The organism is Streptomyces viridosporus T7A (genome assembly GCF_008704515.1).
GTDB classification, from domain to species: domain Bacteria; phylum Actinomycetota; class Actinomycetes; order Streptomycetales; family Streptomycetaceae; genus Streptomyces; species Streptomyces viridosporus.
Genome location: NZ_CP023700.1, coordinates 2939578 through 2959188, shown reverse-complemented (window position 1 = coordinate 2959188; position 19611 = coordinate 2939578). Strand labels below are relative to the sequence as shown.

18 protein-coding genes are annotated in these 19611 nt (G+C 72.3%); 13 read left to right on the top strand and 5 right to left on the bottom strand.

Annotated features, from left to right (window positions below; translation table 11 throughout):
- Positions 1-17 precede the first annotated feature (17 nt).
- Positions 18-1022 carry an adenosine deaminase gene (locus CP969_RS13800; RefSeq protein WP_016826332.1) on the top strand — a complete coding sequence of 335 codons (1005 nt, stop codon included), beginning with the start codon at positions 18-20 and terminating at the stop codon, positions 1020-1022.
- Positions 1023-1025: 3 nt separating this feature from the next.
- Here CP969_RS13800 and CP969_RS13795 read toward each other — a convergent pair whose 3' ends face one another.
- Positions 1026-2369, bottom strand: coding sequence for an MFS transporter (locus CP969_RS13795; protein WP_004988306.1), 1344 nt, complete (start codon positions 2367-2369; stop codon positions 1026-1028).
- 443 nt (positions 2370-2812) lie between these two features.
- On the opposite strand from CP969_RS13795, the gene CP969_RS13790 reads away from it, so the two are divergent.
- The 8 genes from CP969_RS13790 to era all read left to right on the top strand — a co-directional run bounded on the left by CP969_RS13790 (position 2813) and on the right by era (position 10262).
- Complete coding sequence (locus CP969_RS13790; RefSeq protein ID WP_016826334.1) at positions 2813-4159, top strand: glucarate dehydratase family protein; 1347 nt, start codon at positions 2813-2815, stop codon at positions 4157-4159.
- A 109-nt stretch (positions 4160-4268) separates the two neighbouring features.
- On the top strand, positions 4269-5426 hold the full coding sequence (locus tag CP969_RS13785; protein WP_016826335.1) for a carbohydrate kinase family protein: 1158 nt from the start codon (positions 4269-4271) through the stop codon (positions 5424-5426).
- A gap of 150 nt (positions 5427-5576) precedes the next feature.
- A complete protein-coding gene (locus CP969_RS13780; RefSeq protein ID WP_004988313.1) occupies positions 5577-6647 on the top strand; it encodes a PhoH family protein in 1071 nt (356 codons plus the stop codon).
- A gap of 12 nt (positions 6648-6659) precedes the next feature.
- Positions 6660-7157, top strand: coding sequence for an rRNA maturation RNase YbeY (gene ybeY / locus CP969_RS13775; protein ID WP_004988315.1), 498 nt, complete (start codon positions 6660-6662; stop codon positions 7155-7157).
- Positions 7154-8455: a hemolysin family protein gene (locus CP969_RS13770; protein ID WP_004988317.1), complete on the top strand. Its 1302-nt coding sequence runs from the start codon at positions 7154-7156 to the stop codon at positions 8453-8455. Before ybeY ends, CP969_RS13770 begins: the two co-directional genes overlap by 4 nt.
- Positions 8452-8811 (top strand): MmcQ/YjbR family DNA-binding protein, encoded by a 360-nt coding sequence (locus CP969_RS13765; RefSeq protein ID WP_004988321.1) that lies wholly within the window; start codon positions 8452-8454, stop codon positions 8809-8811. The genes CP969_RS13770 and CP969_RS13765 overlap by 4 nt, the downstream gene beginning before the upstream one ends.
- A gap of 35 nt (positions 8812-8846) precedes the next feature.
- A complete protein-coding gene (locus CP969_RS13760) occupies positions 8847-9197 on the top strand; it encodes a hypothetical protein (protein ID WP_004988325.1) in 351 nt (116 codons plus the stop codon).
- Positions 9198-9308: 111 nt separating this feature from the next.
- The gene (era, locus tag CP969_RS13755) at positions 9309-10262 is read left to right on the top strand and encodes a GTPase Era (protein WP_026085199.1); all 954 of its coding nucleotides are present in this window, start codon (positions 9309-9311) and stop codon (positions 10260-10262) included.
- Between the two features lie 18 nt (positions 10263-10280).
- Here the strand turns inward: era and CP969_RS13750 are convergent, their stop codons facing one another.
- The 3 genes from CP969_RS13750 to CP969_RS13740 form a co-directional block, all read right to left on the bottom strand.
- Complete coding sequence (locus CP969_RS13750) at positions 10281-11591, bottom strand: GH1 family beta-glucosidase (RefSeq protein ID WP_016826337.1); 1311 nt, start codon at positions 11589-11591, stop codon at positions 10281-10283.
- 68 nt (positions 11592-11659) lie between these two features.
- Complete coding sequence (locus CP969_RS13745) at positions 11660-11926, bottom strand: protealysin inhibitor emfourin (RefSeq protein WP_004988331.1); 267 nt, start codon at positions 11924-11926, stop codon at positions 11660-11662.
- Between the two features lie 57 nt (positions 11927-11983).
- Positions 11984-13054, bottom strand: coding sequence for a M4 family metallopeptidase (locus CP969_RS13740; RefSeq protein ID WP_004988339.1), 1071 nt, complete (start codon positions 13052-13054; stop codon positions 11984-11986).
- Positions 13055-13385: 331 nt separating this feature from the next.
- Here CP969_RS13740 and leuA point away from each other — a divergent pair, with 331 nt between their 5' ends.
- Together leuA and CP969_RS13725 are read left to right on the top strand one after the other, a co-directional pair.
- Complete coding sequence (leuA, locus tag CP969_RS13730) at positions 13386-15107, top strand: 2-isopropylmalate synthase (protein WP_004988344.1); 1722 nt, start codon at positions 13386-13388, stop codon at positions 15105-15107.
- A gap of 184 nt (positions 15108-15291) precedes the next feature.
- A complete protein-coding gene (locus tag CP969_RS13725; RefSeq protein ID WP_004988345.1) occupies positions 15292-15993 on the top strand; it encodes a TerB family tellurite resistance protein in 702 nt (233 codons plus the stop codon).
- Between the two features lie 72 nt (positions 15994-16065).
- Here CP969_RS13725 and CP969_RS13720 read toward each other — a convergent pair whose 3' ends face one another.
- The gene (locus CP969_RS13720; RefSeq protein WP_004988348.1) at positions 16066-16614 is read right to left on the bottom strand and encodes a GNAT family N-acetyltransferase; all 549 of its coding nucleotides are present in this window, start codon (positions 16612-16614) and stop codon (positions 16066-16068) included.
- Positions 16615-16953: 339 nt separating this feature from the next.
- Between CP969_RS13720 and CP969_RS13715 the strand changes: the two genes are divergently transcribed.
- Both CP969_RS13715 and CP969_RS13710 read left to right on the top strand, forming a co-directional pair.
- Positions 16954-17709 carry an SCO2525 family SAM-dependent methyltransferase gene (locus CP969_RS13715; protein ID WP_016826339.1) on the top strand — a complete coding sequence of 252 codons (756 nt, stop codon included), beginning with the start codon at positions 16954-16956 and terminating at the stop codon, positions 17707-17709.
- A gap of 55 nt (positions 17710-17764) precedes the next feature.
- Positions 17765-19609, top strand: a complete 1845-nt coding sequence (locus CP969_RS13710) for an SCO2524 family protein (protein ID WP_004988354.1) — start codon at positions 17765-17767, stop codon at positions 19607-19609.
- Positions 19610-19611 lie beyond the last annotated feature (2 nt).

Below are 19611 nucleotides of genomic sequence, written 5' to 3'. Positions count from 1 at the left end.
GCCCGTACGATAGCTCGATGCCCGTACCCAAAGCCGAACTGCACCTTCATATCGAAGGCACCCTCGAACCCGAGCTCGCCTTCGCCCTCGCCGCGCGCAACGGCGTCGACCTGCCCTGGGCCGACACCGACGCGCTCCGCGAGGCGTACCGGTTCCAGGACCTGCAGTCCTTCCTGGACCTGTACTACGCGCTGATGGCGGTGCTGCGCACCGAACGGGACTTCGAGGACCTCGCCGACGCCTACCTCGCCCGCGCCGCGGCGCAGGGCGTGCGGCACGCGGAGATCTTCTTCGACCCGCAGGCGCACCTGTCCCGGGGCGTCTCCATGGACACGGTCGTCGAGGGCCTGTGGCGGGCCCTGGGCCGCAGCACGCGGACGCACGGCGTCTCCACCCGGCTGATCATGTGCTTCCTGCGCGACGAGTCCGCCGGGTCGGCGATGGCCACCCTGGACGCCGCGAAGCCGTACCTGGACCGCATCACCGGCGTCGGCCTCGACTCCGCCGAGGTCGGGCACCCGCCGGCGAAGTTCCGCGAGGTGTACGAGGCCGCCGCCGCGCTGGGCCTGCGGCGCGTGGCGCACGCCGGTGAGGAGGGGCCGCCGGAGTACATCACCGAGGCCCTGGACGTCCTCGGCGTCGAACGGGTCGACCACGGGCTGCGCTGCATGGAGGACCCGGCGCTGGTGGAGCGGCTGGTGCGCGAGCGCGTCCCGCTGACCCTGTGCCCCCTGTCGAACGTCCGGCTGCGCACGGTGGACACCCTCGCCGACCACCCGCTGCCCGCGATGCTCGACGCGGGCCTGCTGTGCACGGTCAACTCCGACGACCCGGCCTACTTCGGCGGCTACGCGGGCGACAACTTCACCGCGGTGCGCGAGGCGCTGGGCCTCGGCCCGGAACGCCTGCGCGAGCTGGCCCGCAACTCCTTCCTCGCCTCCTTCCTGGAGGACGACGAGGAGCGGCGGGCGCGGTACCTGGCCGAAGTGGAGGCGTACGACTTCGCGGGCGACGCCCCGTAGCCCTCAGCCGATCCCGGGCGCCCGGGTAGCCGCCGCCGTGTCGTAGGCGCCCCGGGCGGGGGAGGGGGTGCCGTCCACCGGGATCTCCACGACCGGCTGCTCCGGGGCACCGACCTCGGGCACCGCGCCCGTGGGGGTGCCCGTGGCGGCGGCGACCACGGCGGCCGGGTGGCCGCCACGGCGCCGGACCGCGCCCGGCAGCAGCGGACGCCCGCCGGTGTGCAGGGCGACGGCGGTCATCGGCAGGGCGACCAGCAGCAGGCCGGCGCCGAGCACCGCGCCCATGACGGGGAAACCGGCCTGCGCGGACAACACACTGCCGGTCAGCGGCCCGGCGGCGGTGCCCAGCGAGGACGCCGACCCCACCAGCACGGCCCAGCGCCCGCGCGGATCCAGCGAGGCCGCGAGCCCGATCAGGTACGACAGGACCACCGGGTAGACCGTGTTCCAGGCGATCTCCCCGGCCGCGAAGCTCCCCAGCCCGGTGGCGGAGGCGCTCAGCGCGATGCAGCCGGCGATGAGGACGGTGCCGCCGCCGATGGGCAGCGCCCGCCCCAGCCGCGATCCCAGCGCGCCCGCCGCCATCACGCCCAGCAGCCCGGCGCCCAGCGCCACGGCGAAGACGACGCCGACGGTCGGCTCGCTGAGGTGCGCCTGCGTGACACCGATCCGTCCGCTCATGCCCCACAGCGCGTTCTGGGCGAGCGACCAGAACACCATGGCGCCGGCCAGCACGAGCCCCGAACGCCGGTGCGGGAGGCGGGCCGGGCCGGTGCCGCCGACCGGTCCGGGGTCCGCGTGCCGGGACCCGGACGTGCCGGCGGGCAGACGGGAGGTCAGCGGCCACACGGCCAGCGCGGTGAGGGCGACGGCGGCCAGGGTGAGGCCGTGTCCCGGCAGGTGAGGGACCGTCAGGTACACCACGCCCGCCAGCGCGGAGACGCTGAGCAGACCGAGCGTGGAGGCACGGTGCGGATCCGGTTCGGCGGCGATCCGGGTGGCGGCGACGGTGGTGGCCGTCCCCGAGCCGAACCCGCCCACCACCGCGCAGGCGACGACGACCGGCACGGCGGTGGTGAGCGCGGCGGTGCCGTAGCCGAGGACGGCCAGGACGAGCCCGAACCGGGCCAGGTTCCGCGCCCCGGTCCGCTGCACGCGGGAGGCCAGCAGGAACCCGGCGGTCGCCGAGCTCAGCAGCAGCGCGCTGCCGACGGCTCCGGCCTGGGTCGCCGAGAGGTCGAGGCCGCGTTCCAGCCGGCCGACGGTGGTCGGCAGCAGGTACGGGGCGAGGTACCCGGCCGTGAAAAGGGCGACGAGGGGCCAGGGAGTGGTGCGAGGGGCGAACACGGGCGTTCCCGGGGCGTGCGAAAGGGACGGTGCGAAAAAGGAGATGGGGGGCGACGACCGTCGACGGACAGGAACGCGCGGGCAATTTGTATCAAGCGGGGGGACGGCTACGGGAGCGAGCAAGGTGTGATCTGCGTCACTCTTGCGTTTGGGGTTTCGGAACCCGGGTAACAGAAGGCGCCGCCCCGGTGAACAGCCCCGCCGTCCGCGGGAACCCCGCCTTCACCTTCGCCCGGTCCTCCCGCGTCGTGGCGGCGACCCGCTCCTCGCGCTCCGGCGCCGGCCGGACCGCCGGTGTCCGGGGGCGCCGTTGACGGGTTCATGTTCGCGTACCTAACCTCCATTCCCATACATGGATGACGTCTCCATGGGGAGACGGGCACGGCGGCCCGGCCGCCCCCAGGCCCGCTCTCCGCCGGACCCGACCTCGTAGGAGTCGCCCTGTGGCCCGCGACCTGACCGTGACGGAGGTCCGGCTGACGCCGATCCTCGTCTCCGACCCGCCCCTGCTCAACACGCAGGGCGTCCACCAGCCGTACACCCCCCGCCTGATTGTGGAGGTGGTGACCGCCGACGGGACCACCGGGCTGGGCGAGACCTACGGTGACACCACGTACCTGGAACTGGCCCGGCCGCTCGCGGACCGACTGGTCGGCCGCCGGGTCAGCGACCTGAACGCCCTGTTCACGGATGCGGACGAGGTGGCCGTCGACGCCTCCCGGGTCTCCGGCCAGGCCGACGTCGGCGGACTGCGCGGTGTGCGGACCGCCGACAAGCTGCGCCTGTCCGTGCTCTCCGCCCTGGAGGTCGCCTGCCTCGACGCCCTCGGCAGGTCCCTCGGCCTGCCCGTGCACGCGCTGCTCGGCGGCAAGGTGCGCGACGCCGTCGAGTACAGCGCGTACCTCTTCTACAAGTGGGCCGAGCACCCCCGGGACGTGGCGGCGGAGAAGGACGACTGGGGCGCCGCCCTCGATCCGGCCGGCGTCGTCGAGCAGGCCCGGACCTTCAAGGAGCGGTACGGGTTCACGTCCTTCAAGCTCAAGGGCGGAGTCTTCCCCCCGGACGAGGAGGTCGCGGCCGTCCGCGCCCTGGCCGACGCGTTCCCCGGCCACCCCCTGCGCCTCGACCCCAACGGCGCCTGGTCCGTGGAGACCGCGCTGAAGGTGGCCGGGGAACTCGGGGACGTCCTGGAGTACTTGGAGGACCCCGTGCTCGGCACCCCCGCCATGGCCGAGGTCGCCGCCCGCTCGCGGGGGGCGGCGCGAAGCGCCTCGGACGAGGGCGGTGGCGGGCGCCGGACGGGCGTGCCGCTCGCCACCAACATGTGCGTGACGACGTTCGCCGAGATCGAGGAGGCCTTCACCCGGGGCGCCGTGCAGGTCGTCCTCTCCGACCACCACTACTGGGGCGGGCTGCGCAACACCCAGCACCTCGCCGCCGTCTGCCGCACCTTCGGCGTGGGCGTCTCCATGCACTCCAACACCCACCTCGGGATCAGCCTCGCCGCGATGACCCACGTGGCGGCCACCGTCCCGAACCTGCACCACGCCTGCGACTCCCACTACCCCTGGCAGTCGGAGGACGTCCTCACCGAACGCCTCGCCTTCGAGCACGGCGCCGTACGGGTCCCCGACGCACCCGGACTCGGCGTCGAGCTCGACCGCGACCGGCTCGCGGCCCTGCACCGGCGGTGGCTGGCGGACGACGGCCGCCTCCGCGACCGCGACGACGCGGCCGCCATGCGGATCGCCGACCCGGACTGGGTCGCCCCGGCGGTGCCGCGCTGGTGACCCGTCCGGCGGGGGGCGCGGAGGGGGCCCGCCGTGACGTGACGCGGCCGTGCCGACGGCGGTGTGGTGCAGACTGGCCTGAACCGCACCATGCAGGGAGCGCACCGTGATGGCGTCCACCGCGTCCACCGCCTCCGCCGCCACCAGCGAGAAGGCACACAAGGCACACACCGAGAAGGCGCACCGCCCGGCCCAGGTCGATCCGCTCGCCGCGCTGCGCACACCGGACGACCCGCCCTGGGACGTCTACCTCACCGGGACCGTCTTCCTCGACATCGTCTTCACCGGGCTCGACTCCGCCCCGGTGCGCGGGACCGAGTCCTGGGCCCGGGGGATGGGGTCGAGCCCCGGCGGCGTCGCCAACATGGCCACCGCCCTGGCCCGCCTCGGCCTGCGCACCTCCCTCGCGGCGGCCTTCGGCGACGACCACTACGGCGAGTACTGCTGGGACGCCCTGGAGCAGGGCGAGGGCATCGACCTCTCCCCCTCGCGCACCGTGCCCGGCTGGCACTCGCCGGTCACCGTCTCCATGGCCTACGACGGCGAGCGCACGATGGTCTCCCACGGCCACGAACCGCCCCCCGAGGAACCGGCGCCCACCCACCCCCCGCGCGCGAGCGCCGCCGTCGCCTCCCTCACCCCGGGCCGCGGCGCGCCCTGGATCGCCGAGGCCGCGCGCGGGGGCACCCGGGTCTTCGGCGACGTCGGCTGGGACGACACCGGAGCGTGGGACCTGGCCGCGCTGCCCGACCTGCGCCACTGCGAGGCGTTCCTGCCGAACGCCGAGGAGGCCATGCGCTACACCGGCACCGACTGCCCCCGCGCCGCCGCGCACGCCCTCACCGAGCACGTTCCGGTCGCGGTCGTCACCCTCGGCGCGCAGGGCGCGTACGCGGTGGACCGGCGCACCGGTGAGGCCGCCGAGGTCCCGGCCATCGCCGTCGAGGCGCTCGACCCGACCGGCGCCGGGGACGTGTTCGTCGCCGGGTTCGTCGCCGGGAGCCTGGCCGGCTGGCCGCTGGCCGACCGCCTCGCCTTCGCCGGCCTCACCGCCGCGCTCTCCGTCCAGGAGTTCGGCGGCTCGCTGTCGGCTCCGGGATGGGCCGAGGTGGCGGCGTGGTGGCGCCGGGTGCAGTCGGTCGAGGGCCAGGACCGGGCGGCCCTGCAGCGGTACGCGTTCCTGGCGGACCTGGTCCCGGACGAGCTGGTGCGGCCCTGGCCGCTGCGGCGGGCGGTCCCGACGATCGGCTTCCGCCGGTCGGCCTGAGAGGGGCCCGCCCCGCCCCGGCCGCCCGGGAGGCGGCCGGGGAAAAGTCCTACGACCTTCTCACCCCCGCGTCGTACCCTGGGAATCGCGAGGCCGCCCTCAGCAGCGCGGCCGTGAAGAGGAGGAATCGCAGGCCTTCAGCGCCGGCCCATGACTCAGACACCCACAGCTCACACCCCCGCGCAGGGGCAGGCGAGAGTGCAGTTCACCGTCCCCGCCCAGCACCCCATGGTGACCGTGCTGGGTTCCGGCGACTCCCTCCTGCGCGTGATCGAGAAGGCCTTCCCGGGGGCCGACATCCACGTCCGGGGCAATGAGATCAGCGCGGTCGGCGACGCCACGGAGGTCGCCCTCGTCTCGCGCGTGTTCGACGAGATGATGCTGGTGCTCCGCACCGGGCAGCCGATGACGGAGGACGCAGTGGAACGCTCGATCGCCATGCTCAAGGCGAGCGAGGACGGGGAGAGCGACGGCCAGGAGACCCCGGCCCAGGTGCTCACGCAGAACATCCTGTCCTCGCGCGGCCGCACGATCCGCCCCAAGACGCTCAACCAGAAGCGCTACGTGGACGCGATCGACAAGCACACCATCGTCTTCGGCATCGGCCCGGCGGGCACCGGCAAGACGTACCTCGCCATGGCCAAGGCGGTGCAGGCCCTGCAGTCCAAGCAGGTCAACCGCATCATCCTGACCCGCCCCGCGGTCGAGGCCGGGGAGCGGCTCGGCTTCCTGCCCGGCACGCTCTACGAGAAGATCGACCCGTACCTGCGCCCGCTCTACGACGCGCTGCACGACATGCTCGACCCCGACTCCATCCCCCGCCTGATGGCGGCGGGCACGATCGAGGTCGCCCCGCTCGCGTACATGCGCGGACGCACGCTGAACGACGCCTTCATCATCCTCGACGAGGCCCAGAACACCAGCCCCGAGCAGATGAAGATGTTCCTCACCCGCCTCGGCTTCGACTCGAAGATCGTCATCACCGGTGACGTGACCCAGGTGGACCTCCCCGAGGGCACCAGGAGCGGCCTGCGGCAGGTGCAGGACATCCTCGAGGGAGTCGAGGACGTCCACTTCTCCCGGCTGTCCTCCCACGACGTCGTCCGGCACAAGCTGGTGGGCCGTATCGTCGACGCGTACGAGCAGTACGACAGCAAGCACGGCACCCAGAACGGCACCCACAAGGGCGGCCGGGGCAAGGCCGGGCACAAGGGGAAGTAGACCGAGCACCAGATGTCGATCGACGTCAACAACGAGTCCGGAACCGAGGTCGACGAGCGGGCGATCCTCGACATCGCCCGCTACGCGCTCGCACGGATGCGCATCCACCCGCTCTCCGAGCTCTCGGTGATCGTCGTGGACGCCGACGCCATGGAGCAACTGCACATCCAGTGGATGGACCTGCCCGGGCCGACGGACGTCATGTCGTTCCCGATGGACGAGCTGCGACCGCCGTCCAAGGACGACGACGAACCGCCGCAGGGGCTGCTCGGCGACATCGTGCTCTGCCCCGAGGTCGCGGCCAGGCAGGGCAAGGAGGCACCGACGCAGCACACCATGGACGAGGAGCTCCAGCTGCTCACCGTCCACGGTGTGCTGCACCTGCTGGGCTACGACCACGAGGAGCCGGACGAGAAGGCCGAGATGTTCGGCCTGCAGGCCGCCATCGTGGACGGCTGGCGCGCGGAGAAGGGCCTGACCGGCCCGTCCCCGGCCCCGACCGTCTCATGAGCCCGCAACTCCTCCTCGGCGCGGTCGCCCTGGTCGTCGCCGCCTGGCTGTTCGCCTGCGCGGAGACGGGCATCGCCCGCGTCTCCAGCTTCCGCGCCGAGGAAGCCGTGCGGTCCGGGCGCCGGGGCAGCGCCCGGCTCGCCCAGATCGCCGTCGACCCCACCCGCTACCTCAACGTGGCGCTGCTGGTCCGCGTGGCCTGCGAGATGGCCGCCGCCGCGCTGGTCACCTACGCCTGCCTGCAGGAGTTCGACGGGACCGTCGAGGCGCTGCTGGTCGCCATCGCGGTCATGGTGCTCGTCTCCTACGTCGCCGTCGGCGTCTCGCCGCGCACCATCGGCCGCCAGCACCCGCTGAACACGGCGACGGCGGCGGCGTACGTGCTGGTGCCGCTCGCGCGGATCATGGGGCCGATCCCGTCCCTGCTGATCCTCATCGGCAACGCGCTCACCCCCGGCAAGGGCTTCCGGCACGGCCCCTTCGCCTCCGAGGCGGAGCTGCGGGCGCTGGTCGACCTCGCGGAGAAGGAGTCGCTGATCGAGGACGAGGAGCGCCGCATGGTGCACTCGGTCTTCGAGCTGGGCGACACCCTCGTGCGGGAGGTGATGGTCCCGCGCACCGACCTGGTGGTGATCGAGCGCTACAAGACGATCCGCCAGGCCCTCACCCTCGCCCTGCGCTCCGGTTTCTCCCGGATCCCGGTGACCGGCGAGAGCGAGGACGACATCGTCGGGATCGTCTACCTGAAGGACCTGGTCCGCAGGACGCACATCAGCCGGGACGCGGAGAACGACCTGGTGTCGACGGCGATGCGGCCCGCGGTCTTCGTACCGGACACCAAGAACGCCGACGACCTGCTGCGCGAGATGCAGAAGGAGCGCAACCACGTCGCCGTCGCCGTCGACGAGTACGGCGGCACCGCGGGCATCGTCACCATCGAGGACATCCTCGAGGAGATCGTCGGCGAGATCACCGACGAGTACGACCGCGAGGTGCCGCCGGTGGAGGACCTCGGCGAGGGCCGCTACCGGGTCACCGCCCGCCTCGACCTCGGCGACCTCGGCGAGCTGTACGACCTGGAGGCGTTCGACGACGAGGACGTGGAGACCGTCGGCGGACTGCTCGCCAAGCGGCTCGGCCGGGTGCCGATCGCCGGCGCGTCGTCCCTGGTCGAACTCCCGGACGCCCGTGTCCTGCGCCTGACGGCGGAGTCCGCGGCCGGACGCCGGAACAAGATCGTCACCGTGCTGGTGGAGCCGGCGGAGCCGCCCGTGGACGGGGAGGAGGAGGCGGAGTGACACCGCAGGAGCTGCGCGCCCTCTGCCTCTCCTTCGAGGCGGCGGTGGAGGACTTCCCCTTCGGTCCCCGGACCTCGGTCTTCAAGGTCGGGGGCCGGCTCTTCGCGCTGACGGACCTGGACGCGCGGCCCCTGAAGGTCAATCTCAAGTGCGACCCCGAGGACGCGCTCAGGCTCCGCGCCGACCACCCGGACCTGATCGTCCCCGGCTGGCACATGAACAAGCGGCACTGGAACACGGTGACGGTGGACGGCGGACTCCCGGACCGCCTGGTCCGGGAGCTGGTCGAGGACTCCTACGACCTGGTCGTGGCCGGTCTGCCGCGCGCCGAGCGCCTCCGCCTCGACCGGCCCTGAGCAGAGGCCGCGCCGCGGCTTCGTATGCTCGGGTCATGACCGACAGCACGCTCGACCCAGAAGACCGCAAGATCGTCACCCTGGCCCGCTCCGTCCGGGCCCGCAACGGTGTGCCCGAGGGGGCCGCCGTGCGCGACGAGAACGGGCGGACCTACGCGGCGGGGACCGTGGCCCTGGACTCCCTGAAGCTGAGCGCCCTGCAGACGGCGGTGGCGATGGCGGTGGCGTCGGGGGCGAAGTCCCTGGAGGCGGCGGCGGTGGTGACGGAGGCGGAGTCGGCGTCGGCCGAGGACCGCGCGGCCGTACGGGACCTCGGCGGTCCCGGCACCCCGGTGCTGCTGGCCGGCCCCGACGGGACGGTCCGGGGGACGGTCGCCGCGGGCTGACGGGAAGGGCTCCACGGGACGGCCGGCCCGGTGCCTCCCGGAACCCGGCCCCGCGCGGTCCGCGCGGGCGGTGGTACGGCGGGGCTCCCGGCATCAGGGAGAATGGTCGCCATGAGCGTTCGCACCCAGTCATCCGAGCAGTCGGCCGAAGCCGTCCACCGGGCCGGTTTCGCCTGCTTCGTGGGCCGTCCCAACGCGGGCAAGTCCACCCTCACGAACGCTCTGGTCGGGCAGAAGGTGGCGATCACCTCCAACCGGCCGCAGACCACCCGGCACACCGTGCGCGGGATCGTCCACCGCCCGGACGCGCAGCTGATCCTGGTGGACACCCCCGGGCTGCACAAGCCGCGCACCCTGCTCGGCGAACGGCTGAACGACGTGGTCCGCACCACCTGGGCGGAGGTCGACGTGATCGGCTTCTGCCTCCCCGCGGACCAGAAGATCGGCCCCGGCGACCGCTTCATCGCCAAGGAGCTGGCCGGGATCAGGAAGACCCCGAAGGTCGCGATCGTCACCAAGACCGACCTGGTGGACAGCAAGGCGCTGGCCGAGCAGCTGATCGCCGTGGACCGGCTCGGCAAGGAGCTGGGCATCACCTGGGCGGAGATCGTCCCGGTGTCGGCGACCGCGAACAAGCAGGTGGACCTGCTGGCGGACCTGCTGATCCCGCTGATGCCCGAGGGCCCGGCCCTCTACCCCGAGGGCGACCTCACCGACGAGCCCGAGCAGGTCATGGTCGCGGAGCTGATCCGCGAGGCGGCCCTGGAGGGCGTCCGCGACGAACTCCCGCACTCCATCGCCGTGGTCGTCGAGGAGATGCTCCCGCGCGAGGACCGCCCGGCCGACAAGCCCCTCCTCGACATCCACGCCAACCTGTTCATCGAGCGCCCCAGCCAGAAGGGCATCGTCATCGGCCCCAAGGGCAAGCGCCTGAAGGAGGTCGGCGTCAAGTCCCGCAAGCAGATCGAGGCCCTGCTCGGCACACCGGTGTTCCTGGACCTCCACGTGAAGGTCGCCAAGGACTGGCAGCGCGACCCCAAGCAGCTGCGCCGACTGGGCTTCTGAGCCCGCGGGCCCGGCCGCTCAGCCGCGCTGCGCCCGCAGCACCTCCCGGAACCAGCCGTACGACGCCTTCGGGGTCCGCCGCAGCGTCTCGAAGTCCACGTGGACCAGGCCGAAGCGGCGGGTGTAGCCCTCGGCCCACTCGAAGTTGTCCAGCAGGGACCACACGAAGTAGCCGCGCACGTCCACACCCGCCTCCAGCGCCCGGTGCAGGGCGCGGACGTGTCCGTCGAGATAGGCGATGCGGTCCTGGTCGTCCAGGCCCTCGTAGGAGCAGCCGTTCTCGGTGATGACGACCGGGGGGAGGCGGTCGCCGTAGCGGGCGCGGAAGTCCGTGAGGAGTTCCGTCAGCGCCCCGGGGACCACCGGCCAGCCGAAGTCCGTCACCGGGTACCCCTCGATCTCCCGCACCGAGAAGGGCAGTCCGGCCGGCATCCGCACCCCGCCGAAGTCGGTCTCCGTACCCCGCGGGGCGCCCACGCGCGTCGGCGCGTAGTAGTTGACCCCGTACCAGTCCAGCGGCTCGGCGATGACCTCCAGGTCCGCCCCGGCGTCCCCCGGCAGCAGCTCGTCGACGCCCTCCGGGTAGCGGCCGAGCAGCAGGGGGTCGGCGAAGAGGCGGTTCAGCAGGAGGTCGTAGAAGCCGGCCGCCTCCACGTCCGCCCGGTCCGGCGAGGCCGGCCAGGTCGGGCCGTGGCTGTTCGCGATGCCGATGTCCCCCGCCCCGGACGCCCGCAGGGCGCGGACCGCCAGCCCGTGGGCGAGGAGCTGGTGGTGCGCCGCCGGCAGCGCGTCGAAGAGGAGTTCCCGGCCGGGCGCGTGCACGCCCAGCGCGTGGCCGAGCAACGTGTGCTCGGCGGGCTCGTTGAGCGTGATCCACTTCGTCACGCGGTCGCCCAGCCGGCCGGCGACCTCGCCCACGTACTCCGCGAACCGCTCCGCCGTGCTCCTCTCCAGCCAGTCCAGGCCGGCCGGCAGGTCCCAGTGGAACAGCGTCGGCACCGGCCGTACCCCGGCCGCGCACAGGTCGTCGACCAGGCGGTCGTAGAAGTCCAGACCGCCCGGTGTCCGCACCCTCGGCCAGGAGACCGAGAAGCGGTACGCGTCCACGCCCAGGCCGGCCAGGAGCGCCACGTCCTCGCGGTGGCGGTGGACGTGGTCGCAGGCCACCGCCGCCGTCGAGCCGTCCCGCACCCGCCCCGGCTCGGCCGTGAACGCGTCCCACACGGACGGCTCCCGCGCGTCGGCCGCCCCCTCGATCTGGTGCGCCGAGGTCGACACGCCCCACAGGAAACCGGCCGGGAAACGGGGGATCGGGTTCGTCGTCGCCATGCGCCGGATCATCCGCACCGGCGGCAGGCGAAGTCAACGCCCCTGCGGGATAAGGCCGTTGACGGTCGTCAGGCCCCTTCCTCCAGCACTCTCCGGATCAGCGCGCGCTGCTCCTGCGTCAGCCGGGGGTCCGCGCAGTACACGGACCTCCCGTCCACGGTGATCCGGTAGCTGAACCCGTCCGGCACCCCGGCCGCCGGGGTGCTCCGGCCGGTGGCCAGGGCCCGCTCGGCCAGGGCGTGCCACTCGTGGGCGTCGGCCCGGCCCGAGGTGTCCACCTCGGCCCGCCGCTCGATCCCCGCGAACCCGCCCGTGCGCCACACCTGAATACGCATGGGTTCCTGTCTAGTACGAGAACGGACGCGGTGCCCACCTCTCGCCCGCCCCGGGGACTACGGCGTCTGCACCCCGACGCGCTCCCAGGCCTTCGCCACCGCCCGCAGCTCCTCGCCCTCCCCGTACCGCGCGCGGGCCGCCTGCACCGTCAGCGCGGCGAAGTCCGCGAACATCGCGTCCTGCGCGAGCTCGCCGCCCGTGAGGACGTCGTACCAGACCTGTCCCGCCCGCTCCCACGCGTGCCCGCCGAGGGCGGTGGCCGCCAGGTAGAAGGCGTGGTTGGGGATGCCGGAGTTGATGTGGACGCCGCCGTTGTCGCGGCCGGTGCGGACGTAGTCGTCCATCGTCGCGGGCTGCGGGTCCTTGCCGAGGACGTCGTCGTCGTACGCCGAGCCCGGCTCCTTCATCGAGCGCAGCGCCTTGCCCGTGACGCGCGGGGCGAGCAGGTCCGCGCCGATCAGCCAGTCGGCCTCCTCGGCGGTCTGGCCGAGCGTGTACTGCTTGACGAGGGAGCCGAAGACGTCCGACACGGACTCGTTGAGCGCCCCGGGCTGGCCGAAGTAGGTCAGGTTGGCCGTGTACTGGGTGACGCCGTGGGCGAGCTCGTGGCCGATGACGTCGACGGGGAGGGTGAAGTCGAGGAAGATCTCCCCGTCCCCGTCGCCGAAGACCATCTGCTCGCCGTTCCAGAAGGCGTTGTTGTAGTCGCGGTCGTAGTGCACGGTCGCGTCCAGCGGCAGCCCGTCCCCGTCGATCGAGTCGCGCGCGTACGCCTTCAGGAACAGCTCGAAGGTGGCGCCGAGGCCGGCGTAGGCGCGGTTGACCGTGGCGTCCCCGCCGGGCTCGTCGCCCTCGCCGCGCACCTTGCTCCCCGGCAGGTCGGTGCCGTGCCGGGCGTCGTACACGGTGCGGTGCGGCTTGCCGGGCTCGGCCGCGGCGCGCGGGGCGGCGGCGGAGGCGCCGACGACCGTGGTCAGGCGCCGCTGGGTGCGCTCGTAGGCGTCGCGCTGGAGGGTCCGGCGCGCGGGCCCGGCGAGCACGGGGTCCTCGGCCTGCGCCAGCCGGTCGAGGACGTGGGGCGGAACGATGGTGCAGAAGACGGGCTCGAAGCCCCCGTTGGTGGTCATGCTCCGCACCATCGCACCGTGTGACCGTCACGTCACCCCTCGCAACCACCATGGATGAAATCCGCCGCCAATCCGGCTCCCGTCGCCTCCCGCAGTGGTATACGGCACTTTTTGTCCCGTTCCTCCCCGTGGTCCCGCATACTGATACAGGCCGCCGCACGCGGCACGCCTCGGTTAAGCTGCGGAGCATCATGCGTTTCGGGCTGCTTCTTCTTAGCTGCCGCGGCGAGGGTCTGCAGTAGAGGCCGACCCCCTCCCCGCGGAGTCTGGCGTTGCGCCGTCGGCCGTCCCGTCGAGGACACACCGCGGACCATCGAGGAGCCCACGCACCATGGCGAACCGCCAGCAGCCCAGCCCCATGCCGATCCACAAGTACGGCCGCTACGAGCAGGTCGACATCCCCGACCGCACCTGGCCGAACAACCGGATCACCACCGCACCCCGCTGGCTCTCCACCGACCTGCGCGACGGCAACCAGGCGCTGATCGACCCCATGTCGCCCGTCCGCAAGCGCGCGATGTTCGACCTGCTGGTCAAGATGGGCTACAAGGAGATCGAGGTCGGCTTCCCGGCCTCCGGCCAGACCGACTTCGACTTCGTGCGCTCGATCATCGAGGACCCGGACGCCATCCCGGACGACGTCACGATCTCCGTCCTGACCCAGGCCCGCGAGGACCTGATCGAGCGGACGGTGGAGTCCCTGAAGGGCGCCCGGCGCGCCACCGTCCACCTGTACAACGCCACCGCCCCGGTCTTCCGCCGGGTCGTCTTCCGCGGCTCCAGGGACGACATCAAGCAGATCGCGGTCGACGGCACCCGTCTGGTCATGGAGTACGCGGAGAAGCTGCTGGGCCCGGAGACGGAGTTCGGCTACCAGTACAGCCCGGAGATCTTCACCGACACCGAGCTGGACTTCGCGCTGGAGGTCTGCGAGGCGGTGATGGACGTCTACCAGCCCGGCCCGGGCCGCGAGATCATCCTGAACCTGCCCGCCACGGTCGAGCGCTCCACCCCGTCCACGCACGCCGACCGCTTCGAGTGGATGGGCCGCAACCTCTCCCGCCGCGAGTACGTCTGCCTGTCGGTCCACCCGCACAACGACCGCGGCACGGCCGTCGCCGCCGCCGAGCTGGCCCTGATGGCCGGCGCCGACCGCGTCGAGGGCTGCCTGTTCGGGCAGGGCGAGCGCACCGGCAACGTCGACCTGGTCACCCTGGGCATGAACCTGTTCTCCCAGGGCGTCGACCCGCAGATCGACTTCTCCGACATCGACGAGATCCGTCGCACGTGGGAGTACTGCAACCAGATGGAGGTCCACCCGCGCCACCCGTACGTGGGCGACCTGGTCTACACGTCCTTCTCCGGCTCCCACCAGGACGCCATCAAGAAGGGCTTCGACGCCATGGAGGCCGACGCGAAGGCCAAGGGCGTCACCGTCGACGACATCGAGTGGGCCGTTCCGTACCTGCCCATCGACCCCAAGGACGTCGGCCGCTCCTACGAGGCCGTCATCCGCGTCAACTCGCAGTCCGGCAAGGGCGGCATCGCCTACGTCCTGAAGAACGACCACAAGCTGGACCTGCCGCGCCGGATGCAGATCGAGTTCTCGAGGATCATCCAGGCGAAGACGGACGCAGAGGGCGGCGAGGTCACCCCGGCCGACATCTGGGCGATCTTCCAGGACGAGTACCTGCCCAACCCGGACAACCCCTGGGGCCGCATCCAGGTCGCCAACGGTCAGAGCACGACCGACCGCGACGGCGTCGACACCCTCACCGTCCAGGCCGCGGTCGACGGCGTGGAGACCACCCTGGTCGGCACCGGCAACGGTCCGATCTCGGCGTTCTTCGAGGCGCTGCAGGGCATCGGCGTCGACGTGCGCCTGCTGGACTACCAGGAGCACACGATGAGCGAGGGCGCCTCCGCGCAGGCCGCCTCCTACATCGAGTGCGCCATCGGCGACAAGGTCCTGTGGGGCATCGGAATCGACGCGAACACCACCCGCGCCTCGCTGAAGGCGGTCGTCTCGGCCGTCAACCGCGCTTCGCGCTGAGCAGCCGTTCCACGGACCCCGAGGGCTCCGTCCGCCTTTCCCGGCGGGCGGGGCCCCGTCGCATATCGGCCAAATGCTGTGGAGGTCACGGAAAGGTGTCGTCCCGAGTGCTGACTCCGCCTCACGGATGTGGCTAACATCACGCGTGCGCGGCGATGGTGCTGCGGCGTTACGGAGGTGCGACGTGCTGCCAGGACGGGGACCCAACGGCCGTGCCGCTGCCGCCAGACTGTCGCGCCTCCTGGGCACCCGAACCACCTGGACGCCCGCCGGCGACGGTGAGTTCTTCTGCCCCGGCTGCGGCGGCGACCGCAACTACCAGCGGCTGACCGGGCAGCGCCGCTTCGCCCTGCTCGGCGTGCCCGTGCTGCCGCGCGGGGAGACCGGGCCGGTCGTCGAATGCGCGGCCTGCCGCCACCACTTCGGCACCGACGTCCTGGACCACCCCACCACCACCCGCTTCTCCGTGATGCTCCGCGACGCCGTGCACACCGTCGCCCTCGCGGTGCTGGCCGCGGGCGGCGCCGGCTCGCGCGCGTCGCTGGAGACGGCCGTGGCCGCCGTGCGCGCGGCCGGCTTCGACGACTGCACGGAGGAACAGCTGGCCGCCCTCGTCGAGGCGCTGGAGGCGGACACCGGCCGGTTCACCGGGGGGCCCTGCGCGGCCGGCCTCGCCATCGAACTGCACGAGGCGCTGGACCCGCTGGCCCCGCACCTCGCCGCCCCCGGCCGCGAGTCGATCCTCCTGCAGGGCGCCCGCATCGCCCTCGCCGACGGCCCCTACACCCCCGCCGAGCGCGACACCCTGGCCACCGTGGGCGCGGCCCTCACCATCTGCTCGGACGACGTCTCCCGCCTGCTGGCGGCGGCACGGACGCCGTCCTGACGGACGGGAGGCCGCCCGCGGCCGGAGCGGACGGCACCGCGCACCCGGCGAAGGCCCCGCCGCCGCGGCGGTTCAGGGGAGCCGGGGGAGTGCGAGGCACATGACCTGGCGGTCCTCGCCGGGGCCGAAGTAGTCCCGGCGCAGGCCCGCGTCGGGCTGCTCGGGGCGGAAGCCCAGGGAGCGGTAGAGCAGGATCGCGGCACGGTTGGCCGGTTCCACGGTCAGCCGGACCCGTTCGATCCCGCAGTGCCGCAGCCGTGCCAGGACCTCCAGCATCAGCTCCCGGCCCAGTCCGTGCCGGCGGCGGTCCTCGGCCACGCACAGGCCGAGGATCCAGCTGTCGCGGCTGAGCGCCGTGGTGGCGGCCAGGACGTAACCGCGCAGACGGCCCCCGCCGTCGTCGAGGACCAGGAGGTGCTCGGCGTACACGTCGTAGAGCTGGCGCAGCAGGAACGCCGGGTAGGCGACCTCCTGGAAGACCTCCGTGTCGAGCCTCTGCAGTTCGGGCAGGTCGGACTCCCGTGCCGTCCGTAGGACCAGGCGCCGAGGGCCCGGGAACGGTGCCGTCCCCGTGAGGTGCTCGTGGCGGTCCAGGGCGTGCTCCAGCGGTTCGGCGGTCATGCCACCCCCAGTCGGGACGTACGGACGTCAACGGGACGGACGCCGGCCCCGTCACCCGGAGGAATGAGCGTCTCCTGGTGGCGGCCGGTGACTCCCCCTGGTTAGAGTGAGCGCCCAACTCACCGCGTGCAAGGGCGAGTTCGGGTGTACGGAGATATGCTGACGTGCGCCTGGCGTGCGCCCGTTCTCCGAGGACTGGCGTGTTCCTGGCTGTCTCCGCGGGCCTCACCGGCTTACCGTGCGAGAACCGGAGATGCTGCTTCACCTGCCGTCGTCCCCCAGGACGCGCAGACAGGGCACACGGTCTTGTCCGAACGCTCGAGGGAACACGGCAGGGTGATGATGGATCGCAACGCCGACGCACCGTGGTCGAAGTTCGATCCAGAGGTGTACGTCGACCTCAACTACCGGACCCCGCTCGAGGTCGACCTGCTGATCGTGCGACTGCTGCGGGACCATTTCGGCCGCTGCTTCGCCCGGGGCGTCCCGGACGCGGTGCGCGGTGTCGACGTCGGGGCCGGCGCGAACCTCTATCCCGCCCTGTCCATGCTCCCCTGGTGCGAGAAGATCCTGCTGCTCGAGTACGCGGTGCCGAACGTCGAGTACCTGGAGCGGCAGGTGACGGGCCCCGAGGGCTACGACGTGGTGTGGGACGCCTTCTGGGAGGTGCTGCGCGAGGCCCCCGCCTACCGCGAGGTCGAACCCAGGAACCGGTTCGGCGAGATCGTCCGCGTGGAGCGGGCCAACCTGCTCGACCTCGACGGGCAGCGGCGCTGGGACCTCGGGACGATGTTCTTCGTCGCCGACTCCATGTCCGAGTGCCCCGACGAGTTCCAGCGGGGCGTGCGGTGCTTCATGGACGTGCTGAACGACGGGGCCCCGTTCGCCGCCGCGTTCATGAAGGAGTCGCTCGGATACCAGGTCGGCGACCACCGGTACCCGGCCTACCGGGTGAACGCGGACCAGGTCCAGGACGGCCTGGAGAAGTTCGCCGAGGAACTGGAGATCCACGATCTGCACCACATGGTGCGGCCGGGACACGAGGGGATGATCCTCGCGCTGGGGCGGCGGAACTCGGAGGTTGCCGCCCCGTAGGAACGGGGACCATGTTTGAACACAGGGCAACCGGATCTGTACGAGGGGTACGGGGATGCAGATCAAGCCGCGCCAGCACCTGCTGGACATCTGGCAGGCCGCGGCCCGCCATTCGTTCGACGACGGGAAACTCGTCTGGGGGGACACCGACGGCCTGAGCAGCGTCGCGGACGCCGAGCGGCTGCTCTGCCTGCTGTACCCCGCCACCGAGGTGCCCGCGTTCCGCCTCGACCAGCCGGACACCACCGAACGGGACGTCCTGCGCGCGCTGGAACGGGTCGGCAGCCGACTGGAGATCCCCCCCAACCTCATCACCGCGCTGTCCCAGTTCATGCGCACCTACACGGGACCGGACGACAGCCCCACCTTCGCCGGCGGACCGTACTTCAAACCGGCCGACCCCCACGAGGAGCTCACCTACGAGCAGGGCAAGCTGGGCGTGGTCGACTCCTACTCCATGTCCGTCACGCTCTGCCTGGCCACCCTCGGGTTCCTCAAGGTCTACGAGAGCAGCACCACCCGCCCCGAAGTGCGCAAGGCGATCGGTGAGTTGAGGGAGGCCACCAACACACGGCTGACCGCCGCGATGATCAGCCTGCTGCGCTCCTTCACCGTCAACGTCTTCGACGCCGAGTCCGAACAGGGCCGGCGGCTGATCCAGGTCATCGGGCAGAACAGGCAGTCCGACCGGGCGGTGCTCCAGCAGTTCTCCCGCCGGTTCCGCCCGCTGCGCGCCACCATCATCGAAAGCCTCAGCCGCGGCATCCAGGTCGACGAGAGCATCCGGGACGAGAGCCAGCTCTTCGAGTGCGGCTGGGCCTGGGGCGTGGTGAAGGACGCGCCGAAGATCACCGACCTCGACGTCCAGGCCCCCGGCCAGCCCGACGGCATCGCCGACCGGCTGCCCTACGTGTACTTCACCGTGGTCGCCCTGGACGGCATCCAGGACCTGTTCTCCGACCGCACCCTCACCCTGGGCCTGCTCGACGCCGACCAGCAGAAGCTCGCCGAGGCGCTGCGCCTGCGCTGGGAACTCAGCCAGCAGTACTGGTCGGCCATCGCCCGGTTCGGCAGCGAGCGCTGGCCCCTGGAGGACCTCCCCTGGCAGACCACCGGTCTGCGGCTGGAGTCGGAGTACTTCTCCCTGACCGTCGCGGCCATCCTCGTCCACGACCTGATCCGCCGGAAGGCCACCGACGACGACCTCACCCGCACCGTCGCCGTCATGGAACGCCTCGCCGACCGCGGCCGGATCACCAGCCGGATGAAACGCGACGACCCCGCCGTCGCCCTGCACGACCCGGGCGTCCTCATGCCGCTCGCCGGCTCCGAACGCTCCGGAACGCTCCTGCAGTGGCGGATGACCGACTTCTCGGCCCAACTGCTCAAGCGGGCCGTCCAGCTCGCGGCGCTCTCCCGGAACATCGACGCCCAGGACCGCCTGCTGCGCCTCGCCGAGCAGACGTTCGAGCACCTGTGGGACCGGCGGATGGAGGAGGGCGAGGGCGCCGGCCTCTGGGACAACGCGCGAGCCGTCTACCCGGACGCGCGCGGCCTCAACCGGCGCCTGTCCTGGAGCATCACCGAACGCGTCACCGAGTGCCTGGTCGCCGCCCGCAACCTGTACGAGCAGCAGCCCATCCGCAGCCCCGAACTCGCCCAACTGGCCCGGGACCTGCTCAGCGAGGCCACCCACCTGTTCGGCAAGGAGCAGATGGAGGCCTCCGTCCCCGCCGACGGGAACCGGGGGCGGGCCATGCGGAGCATCGAAAGCCGCCTGGACCACGCCCGCAGCCTGGTCGACGAGCGGCCCGCCACCGCGTTCGCGCTGGCCCTGCCCGTGCTCCAGGAACTCGACACCCTGGCCCAGGCCCGGGGCGCCGCCACCCAGGAGGTGTGAGC

Coding starts and splice junctions, on each gene's coding strand:
- CP969_RS13800 (WP_016826332.1), top strand. CDS start 18: ATGCCCGTACCCAAAGCCGAACTGCACCTTCATATCGAAGGCACCCTC.
- CP969_RS13785 (WP_016826335.1), top strand. CDS start 4,269: ATGGCGTCCACCGCGTCCACCGCCTCCGCCGCCACCAGCGAGAAGGCA.
- CP969_RS13780 (WP_004988313.1), top strand. CDS start 5,577: ATGACTCAGACACCCACAGCTCACACCCCCGCGCAGGGGCAGGCGAGA.
- ybeY (WP_004988315.1), top strand. CDS start 6,660: ATGTCGATCGACGTCAACAACGAGTCCGGAACCGAGGTCGACGAGCGG.
- CP969_RS13770 (WP_004988317.1), top strand. CDS start 7,154: ATGAGCCCGCAACTCCTCCTCGGCGCGGTCGCCCTGGTCGTCGCCGCC.
- CP969_RS13760 (WP_004988325.1), top strand. CDS start 8,847: ATGACCGACAGCACGCTCGACCCAGAAGACCGCAAGATCGTCACCCTG.
- era (WP_026085199.1), top strand. CDS start 9,309: ATGAGCGTTCGCACCCAGTCATCCGAGCAGTCGGCCGAAGCCGTCCAC.
- CP969_RS13750 (WP_016826337.1), bottom strand. CDS start 11,591: ATGGCGACGACGAACCCGATCCCCCGTTTCCCGGCCGGTTTCCTGTGG.
- CP969_RS13745 (WP_004988331.1), bottom strand. CDS start 11,926: ATGCGTATTCAGGTGTGGCGCACGGGCGGGTTCGCGGGGATCGAGCGG.
- CP969_RS13740 (WP_004988339.1), bottom strand. CDS start 13,054: ATGACCACCAACGGGGGCTTCGAGCCCGTCTTCTGCACCATCGTTCCG.
- leuA (WP_004988344.1), top strand. CDS start 13,386: ATGGCGAACCGCCAGCAGCCCAGCCCCATGCCGATCCACAAGTACGGC.
- CP969_RS13720 (WP_004988348.1), bottom strand. CDS start 16,614: ATGACCGCCGAACCGCTGGAGCACGCCCTGGACCGCCACGAGCACCTC.
- CP969_RS13715 (WP_016826339.1), top strand. CDS start 16,954: ATGATGGATCGCAACGCCGACGCACCGTGGTCGAAGTTCGATCCAGAG.
- CP969_RS13710 (WP_004988354.1), top strand. CDS start 17,765: ATGCAGATCAAGCCGCGCCAGCACCTGCTGGACATCTGGCAGGCCGCG.